At 72.2% G+C, this 7,984-nt stretch carries 6 protein-coding genes and 1 pseudogene; 4 read left to right on the top strand and 3 right to left on the bottom strand.

Annotated elements, in window-relative coordinates:
- Positions 1-77: 77 nt before the first annotated feature.
- Both ACWD5Q_RS26920 and ACWD5Q_RS26925 read left to right on the top strand, forming a co-directional pair.
- Positions 78-317: a hypothetical protein gene (locus tag ACWD5Q_RS26920; RefSeq protein WP_451429626.1), complete on the top strand. Its 240-nt coding sequence runs from the start codon at positions 78-80 to the stop codon at positions 315-317.
- Between the two features lie 221 nt (positions 318-538).
- Positions 539-2,011: an FAD-dependent monooxygenase gene (locus ACWD5Q_RS26925; protein WP_451429627.1), complete on the top strand. Its 1,473-nt coding sequence runs from the start codon at positions 539-541 to the stop codon at positions 2,009-2,011.
- Here ACWD5Q_RS26925 and ACWD5Q_RS26930 read toward each other — a convergent pair.
- Entirely contained in the window at positions 1,989-2,504 is a 516-nt protein-coding gene (locus tag ACWD5Q_RS26930; protein WP_451429628.1) for a MarR family winged helix-turn-helix transcriptional regulator, read from the bottom strand. The two genes, ACWD5Q_RS26925 and ACWD5Q_RS26930, sit on opposite strands and share 23 nt — an antisense overlap.
- 164 nt (positions 2,505-2,668) lie before the next feature.
- Here ACWD5Q_RS26930 and ACWD5Q_RS26935 point away from each other — a divergent pair, with 164 nt between their 5' ends.
- The gene (locus ACWD5Q_RS26935) at positions 2,669-3,631 is read left to right on the top strand and encodes an EamA family transporter (protein ID WP_451429629.1); all 963 of its coding nucleotides are present in this window, start codon (positions 2,669-2,671) and stop codon (positions 3,629-3,631) included.
- 124 nt (positions 3,632-3,755) lie between these two features.
- On the opposite strand, the gene pepN is transcribed toward ACWD5Q_RS26935, so the two are convergent.
- Together pepN and ACWD5Q_RS26945 are read right to left on the bottom strand one after the other, a co-directional pair.
- Positions 3,756-6,344, bottom strand: coding sequence for an aminopeptidase N (pepN, locus tag ACWD5Q_RS26940; RefSeq protein WP_451429630.1), 2,589 nt, complete (start codon positions 6,342-6,344; stop codon positions 3,756-3,758).
- Between the two features lie 182 nt (positions 6,345-6,526).
- Entirely contained in the window at positions 6,527-7,543 is a 1,017-nt protein-coding gene (locus tag ACWD5Q_RS26945) for an aspartate-semialdehyde dehydrogenase (RefSeq protein WP_451429631.1), read from the bottom strand.
- A gap of 184 nt (positions 7,544-7,727) precedes the next feature.
- Between ACWD5Q_RS26945 and ACWD5Q_RS26950 the strand changes: the two are divergent.
- Positions 7,728-7,882: pseudogene (locus ACWD5Q_RS26950) on the top strand (RNA polymerase subunit sigma-70); the annotation flags it as partial.
- Positions 7,883-7,984: the final 102 nt, after the last annotated feature.

Raw genomic sequence — 7,984 nt, forward strand, 5'->3', positions numbered from 1 at the left:
CGGGCAGACGGTGCCTGCCGGTGCACAAGCCGACCCCCGGGCGCGCGGCCGGTTCGGGGGTTCGCTACTTTTGCACCGTGGACAAGAAGAACGCCTTGCGCGCCGGCGCCCTGGCCGCCGGTACGACGCTGATGATGCTGCTCATGTCGTCCCCCGCGCTCGCGGTGACGCGCGACGACGGCGATGACCCCGGCAAGGGCCTGAGCGTGGCCGAAACGCTGGGGCTGTTCGTCGCGACGCCGATCGTGCTGTTCTTGATCATCGCGGGCCTGGTCATGGTCACCGACAAGACCCGCAAGCAGGCGAAGCAGGGCTGAGGTCCGCCGGGCCGCCGCGGGGTCCCGTCCCGGGGTCCGTCGGCCGTCCGGCCTTTTCACACGTCTCGTCGAGGGAGTCCGCGCGCCGCTGCGCGGGCTCCCTCGACGTGTTAGAAGTGGGGCATCGGGCACCGACCGGTCCGGTACGGACACGCCCTCGTCGGCCCGCGGAGGCCGGCCGACGCTCGTCGGCCGACGACCGCGGGCACCAGGAGGTCGCCATGGCAGGCACGACCCGCACCACCGCTTCCGGCGACGGCACCCCCACCGGTGTCATCGTCGTCGGCGCCGGTCCCACCGGCCTCCTCCTCGCGGGTGACCTCGCCGCCGACGGCGTCCCCGTCACCCTGGTCGAGAAGCGGCCCCACAAGATCAGCAACCTCTCCCGGGCGTTCGGCGTGCACGCCCGCACCCTGGAGCAGCTCGACGCCCGCGGCCTCGCCGACGAACTGGAGGCGCGCGGAGAGGTCCTCTCCGCGTTCCGGCTCTTCAGCGGTCTGACCATCCGGCTCGACCGCCTCCCCTCCCGCTTCAACCACGTCCTCGTCCTCCCGCAGTACGAGGTGGAGAAGGTGCTCGAGCGGCGCGCGGCGGAGGCCGGGGTGCGGTTCGTGTACGACACCGAGGCCGTCGGACTGGCCCAGGACGCCGACGGGGTGACCGTCCGGGTCCGCGGGGCCGGGGGCGAGCCCGGGGAGATGCGCGCCGCGTACGCCGTCGGCACCGACGGCCTGCACAGTGCCGTCCGCCGGGCGATCGGCCTGCCCTTTCCCGGCCGGTCCGAGATCCGGTCCCTCGTCCTCGCGGACGTCCTGCTCGACGAGAAGCCCGAGCAGGTGATCACCGCCAACGCCGTCGGCGAGGCCTTCGCCTTCATCGTGCCCTTCGGCGACGGCTACTACCGGGTCATCGGCTGGCTCCGCGGCCACAACGTCCCCGACACCGCGCCGCTCGGTCTCGACGAGGTCCGGGAGATCGTCCGTGTCGCGCTCGGCCACGACTACGGCATGCGCGACGCCCGCTGGATGTCCCGCTTCCACAGCGACGAGCGGCAGGCGCCCGTCTACCGCGTCGGCCGTGTGCTGCTCGCCGGGGACGCCGCGCACGTCCACAGCCCGGCCGGCGGCCAGGGCATGAACACCGGCCTCCAGGACGCCGCGAACCTCTCCTGGAAGCTCGCCGCCGTCCTGCGCGGCCACGCCGGCCCTGCCCTCCTCGACACCTACCAGTCCGAGCGCCACCCGGTGGGCAGGTCCGTGCTGCGCAGCAGCGGCGGGCTCATCCGGATGGCGATGGCCCGGCACCCCTGGACCCTGGCCCTGCGCGCCGTGCTGGTCGGCTTCTTGAACCACGTCGGCCCGGTGCGGCGGCGCGCGGTCGGTCAGGTCACCGGCATCGGATACCGCTATGCCGCCCCGCGCGGCGCCCATCCGCTGACCGGCAGGCGCGCCCCGGACATCGCGCTGACCACCGGACGGCTCTACGAGGCCCTGCGCGGCGGCCGGTTCGTGCTGATCACCCCGGACGGCGTCGAGGCGGACGGCAGGCAGGACCGGCTCACGGTGGAGCACTGGGCGAGCGGACGCCGTACGGCCGTGCTCGTGCGGCCCGACGGATACATCGCCTGGGCGGCCGAGGCGCCCGACGCCGAGCGGATCGAGGAGGCGCTGGTCAGCTGGACGGGCCCGAGCTGACGGTACCGGTGAGCAACTGACGCAGCAGGTCGGCCAGTTGGCCGGCCTGCTGGGCGTTCAGGGGGTCCAGGGCCGCCGTCTGGACGGCCAGGCCCGCGCCCACCGCCTCGTCGATCAGCCGGAGCCCCTCCTCCGTGAGCGTCACCCGCAGGCCGCGCCGGTCGTGCGGGTCGGGGGAGCGGCGCAGCAGCCCGGCCGCTTCCAGCTTGTCCAGGCGGCCGGTCATCCCGCCGGTGGTGAGCATCAGGGTGGCCGACAACTGGCGCGGCGAGAGCGTGTAGGGCTCGCCGGAGCGGCGCAGGGCCGCCAGGACGTCGAACTCCCCGCGGGAGATGCCGTAGCGGGCGTACGCCTTCTCCATCCGGTCGCCCATCGCCCGCGACAGCCGGAAGATCCGCCCGAAGACCTCCATCGCGGCGGTGTCGAGATCCGGCCGCACGGCCGCCCACTGACCGATGATCGCGTCGACGGGGTCCTCGGGGGTCTGGTTCATGCGGAGAGTATCCGCCTCGCCCGGGTCGCTCGCAAGAAAGCGGATCGGCGTTAAGTCAGTCATGACAGAGTGGCTTGACGCTGATTAGCTTAGAGCTAAGCTAATCAGTGTTGAGTCAAGTGATGCCGAGTCGGCCCACCGGGGCCGCACCAGAAGGGGGACTCATGAAGCGGTACGCCACGGTCCTGCTCACCGCCCTCGCGCCCGTCTCCTGGGGCACGACCTACGCCGTCACCACCGAGTTCCTGCCGGACGGGCGCCCGCTGTTCACCGGCCTGATGCGCGCGCTGCCCGCCGGACTGCTGCTGCTCGCGCTCGGGCGGGTCCTGCCGCGCGGCGCCTGGTGGTGGAAGGCGGCGGTGCTGGGCGCGCTCAACATCGGCGCCTTCTTCCCGCTGCTGTTCCTGTCCGCGTACCGATTGCCCGGCGGGATGGCGGCCGTCGTCGGATCGGTCGGGCCGCTGCTGGTGGCCGGGCTCTCGGCGCCGCTGCTCGGGGAGCGGCCGACCGTGCGCACGCTGCTGACGGGCGCCGCCGCGGCCCTCGGGGTCAGCCTCGTCGTCCTGAAGGCGGCCGGCGCGCTCGACGCGGTCGGGGTGCTCGCGGCGCTCGCCGCCACCGCCTCCATGTCCGCCGGTACCGTGCTCACCAAGCGCTGGGGCCGCCCGGACGGCGTCGGCCCGCTCGCCCTCACCGGCTGGCAGCTGACCGCGGGCGGGCTGCTGATCGCACCGATCGCGCTGCTCGCCGAGGGGGCACCGCCCGCCCTCGACGGGCCGGCCCTCGGCGGCTACCTCTACCTCGCGCTCGCGAACACCGCGGTGGCGTACTGGCTGTGGTTCCGGGGCATCGGACGCCTCACCGCCACCCAGGTCACCTTCCTCGGCCCGCTGTCCCCGCTGACCGCCGCCGCCCTGGGCTGGGCGGCCCTCGGCCAGGCCCTCACCCCTGACCAGCTCGCGGGCATGGCCCTGGCGTTCGGGGCGACGGTCCTCGGCCAGCTCGGGCCGCGCGCGAGGGCCACCGGCCCGCGTCGCCCGGAAGAGGGGCGCGCCACGGACGGCAGCAGCCCCCGCGGACGCCGGCTGAGCCCGTACGAGAGCGACCGGGCACGTCAAGCCCGCTGAGCCCGTACGAGTGCGATCGGGCACGTCAAGCCCACTGAGAGCCCGTACCGGCGCGACCGGGCACGGCAGAGGGCGCCCGGCACACGCCGGACGCCCTCACCCGGGGACGACGGGGCGGCAGCCGCTACGCCCGGCCGGCGGCCGCGTCCGCGGCCTGGGCCCTGAGCGCCCGCTCGACGCCCGCGCGCGACTCCATGCTCAGACGGCGCAGCGCCGGGGGCGGCTCGGCGGCGGCCAGCCAGGCGTCGGTCTTCGCCAGCGTCTCCTCGGACACCTGGACCGACGGGTAGAACCCGACCACGATCTGCTGGGCGATCTCGTGCGAGCGGGAGTCCCAGATGTCCTTGACCACCTCGAAGTACCGGTCCGTGTACGGGGCGAGCAGGTCGCGCTGGTCCGTCTGGACGAAGCCCCCGATCACCGCCTCCTGCACGGCGTTGGGCAGCTTGTCGGACTCGACGACCGACGCCCACGCCTCCGCCTTGGCCTCGGCGGTCGGACGGGCGGCCCGGGCGGTGGCCGCGTGCCGCTCACCCGCCGCCGTCTTGTCCCGCGCCAGCTCGCCCGCGATCTCCGGCTCGTCGAAACGGCCCACGGCCGCGAGCCGCTCCACGAACGCCCAGCGCAGCTCGGTGTCGACGACCAGTCCCTCGACCGTCTGCGAACCGTCCAGCAACGCCTCCAGCAGGTCCAGCTGCTCCGGCGTACGGGCGGTCGCCGCGAAGGCGCGCGCCCACGCGAGCTGGTGGTCGCTGCCCGGCTCGGCGGACCGCAGATGGGCCAGGGTCGCGTCCGTCCACCGGGTCAGCAGCGCCTCGCGCGCGGACGGGTCGGCGTACAGGTCGATCGCCAGCTTCACCTGGCGGTGCAGCGACTGCACCACGCCGATGTCCGACTCCTTGGCGATACCGGACAGCACCAGCGAGAGGTAGTCACGGGCCGCCAGCTCCGCGTCCCGCGTCATGTCCCAGGCCGAGGCCCAGCACAGGGCGCGCGGCAGCGACGAGTCGAAGTCGCCCAGGTGCTCGGTGACGAAGGCGAGCGACGTCTCGTCCAGCCGGACCTTGGCGTACGACAGGTCGTCGTCGTTGAGCAGGATCACGTCCGGGCGGCGCCGGCCGGCGAGCTGCGGTACGGCGGTCAGCTCGCCGTCCACGTCCAGCTCGATCCGGCCGTCCGCGGCGCGCAGCAGCTTGCCGCTGCCGGCGTCGAGGTCGTACAGGCCGACGGCGATGCGGTGCGGACGCAGGGTCGGCTCGCCCTTGGCGCCGGCCGGGAGCGCCGGGGCCTCCTGGCGGATGGCGAAGGAGGTGATGACCCCGTCCGCGTCCGTCTCGATCTCGGGACGGAGGACGTTGATGCCCGCCGTCTCCAGCCACTTCCGCGACCAGGTCTTCAGGTCCCGCCCGGAGGTCTCCTCCAGGGCGCCCAGCAGATCGGACAGGCGCGTGTTGCCGTACGCGTGCTGCTTGAAATAGGCCTGCACGCCCGTGAAGAACGCGTCCATGCCGACGTAGGCGACGAGCTGCTTGAGGACCGACGCGCCCTTGGCGTACGTGATGCCGTCGAAGTTGACGAGGACGTCGTCCAGGTCGTTGATCTCGGCCATGATCGGGTGGGTGGACGGAAGCTGGTCCTGCCGGTACGCCCAGGTCTTCATGGAGTTCGCGAACGTCGTCCAGGAGTGCGGCCAGCGGCTCTGCGGGTGGTACGCCATGCAGGCGGCCTCGGCGTAGGTGGCGAACGACTCGTTCAGCCACAGGTCGTTCCACCACTCCATGGTCACGAGGTCGCCGAACCACATATGGGCCAGCTCGTGCAGGATCGTGGCGGCCCGGGACTCGTACGCCGCGTCCGTCACCTTCGAACGGAACACGTACTGGTCGCGGAAGGTGACCGCGCCCGCGTTCTCCATCGCGCCCGCGTTGAACTCCGGCACGAAGAGCTGGTCGTACTTCTGGAACGGGTACGCGTAGTCGAACTTCTCCTGGAACCAGTCGAAGCCCTGACGGGTCACCTCGAAGATCGCGTCGGAGTCCAGGAACTCGGCGAGGGACGGGCGGCAGTAGATGCCGAGCGGGACGGTCCGCCCGTCCTTCTCGTAGACGCTGTGCACGGAGTGGTACGGGCCCACGATCAGCGCGGTGATGTACGTCGAGATCCGCGGCGTCGCCTCGAAGACCCAGACGTCGTCCTTGGGCTCCGGGGTGGGCGAGTTGGAGATGACGGTCCAGCCGGTGGGCGCCTTCACGGTGAACTGGAAGGTGGCCTTGAGGTCGGGCTGCTCGAACGAGGCGAACACGCGCCGCGCGTCGGGCACCTCGAACTGGGTGTAGAGGTAGGCCTGCTCGTCGACGGGGTCGACGAAACGGTGCAGGCCCTCACCGGTGTTGGTGTAGGCGCAGTCGGCGACCACGCGCAGGACGTTGCGGCCGTGAAGGAGGCCGGGCAGGGCGATCCTCGAGTCCTTGAAGACCTCGGCCGGGTCCAGGGCGTCGCCGTTGAGGGTCACCTCGTGGACCGTCGGGGCCACCAGGTCGATGAACGACTCCGCGTCGTTCTCCTCGGAGTCGAAGCGCACGGTGGTCACGGACCGGTAGGTGCCGCCCTCGCCCTGCGCGCCGGAGAGGTCGAGATCGATCTCGTACGAGTCAACGGTGAGCAGCTTCGCCCGCTGCTGCGCCTCTTCGCGAGTCAGGTTTGTGCCAGGCACGCGGTCATCTCCTCGTTATGTGTGGGTTGCGCCATCCTTCCACGTCACCACGGTGTTGGGCGATGACACGGGGCGGGCGCCACGGGCACCACGGGGAGCCGACCGGCCGTGGACCGCGGGGCCGGGGACGGCGAGGGGCGCGCACCGGCGGCGGTGCGCGCCCCTCGCGGCAGGAAAGCCGTCTACTCGCTCAGCTCCGCCGCCACCAGCTCCGCGATCTGCACGGCGTTCAGCGCCGCGCCCTTGCGGAGGTTGTCGTTGGAGATGAACAGCGCCAGGCCGTTGTCCACCGTCTCGTCGCCGCGGATGCGGCCCACGTACGACGGGTCCTGGCCTGCCGCCTGCAGCGGGGTCGGGATGTCGGAGAGGGCCACGCCCGGCGCGCCGGCCAGCAGCTCGGTGGCGCGCTCCACCGGCAGCGGACGCGCGAAGCGGGCGTTGACCTGGAGGGAGTGACCGGTGAAGACCGGGACGCGGACGCAGGTGCCGGAGACCTTCAGCCCGGGGATCTCCAGGATCTTGCGGGACTCGTTGCGGAGCTTGTGCTCCTCGTCCGTCTCGTTCAGGCCGTCGTCGACGAGGTTGCCGGCGAGGGGCACCACGTTGAAGGCGATCGGGCGCCGGTAGACGTGCGGCTCGGGGAAGTCGACCGCCTGGCCGTCATGGGTCAGCCTGTCGGCGTCGGCGACCACCTTCTGGGCCTGGCCGTGCAGCTCCTCGACGCCCGCGAGGCCCGAACCGGACACGGCCTGGTAGGTGGCGACGACGAGTGCCTGAAGGCCCGCCTCCTCGTGCAGCGGCTTCAGCACCGGCATCGCGGCCATCGTCGTGCAGTTCGGGTTGGCGATGATGCCCTTCGGGCGGTTCGCCACCGCGTGCGGGTTGACCTCGGAGACGACCAGCGGCACGTCCGGGTCCATACGCCAGGCAGAGGAGTTGTCGATCACGACGGCGCCCTGTGCGGCGACCTTCCCGGCCAGCGCCTTCGAGGTCGCGCCGCCCGCGGAGAACAGCACGATGTCCAGGCCGCTGTAGTCGGCCGTCGCCGCGTCCTCCACGGTCACGCCGTCGAGCACCGTCCCCGCGGAGCGGGCCGACGCGAACAGGCGCAGCTGCGTGACCGGGAAGTTCCGCTCCGTGAGGATCCTGCGCATGACCGTGCCGACCTGACCGGTGGCTCCGACGATTCCTACCTTCACGGCGACTCCTTGCGTGCGTGATCTTCGTCCGTACGACGCCTGCCGCGCAGGCGTACAGCGCTTGCTGTCCTGTGTCCGCACGACGGCGTACGGCGGGGTCCGGCGGACCCGTGGGCGTGGGGTCCGGTGACCCATCATGCGTATCACCCGGACCGGATGCCCACTCCTTTGCCCGAGGGGTGGGATGGCATGCCTCACGTCTCGGACCGGGCGGGAGGACCCCCTCGATGCCGCACTGGTACACAGGGTACGTGCTGTGCCGGCGCTCGGCGGTGTACCGCAGTCCGAGCTTCAGGACGGGTGCAGCAGGTCAGGCTGCGGCTCCTGGAACGGACGGCGGTGCGGGTTGGGGACCAGGGCGGCGGCGACCAGGCCCGGGATCATCACCAGGAACACGATGAAGATCTTCGGGAACGCGGCGATCAGCGGGGTGCGCTGGGC

It is taken from the genome of Streptomyces sp. NPDC002513, from assembly GCF_053595355.1.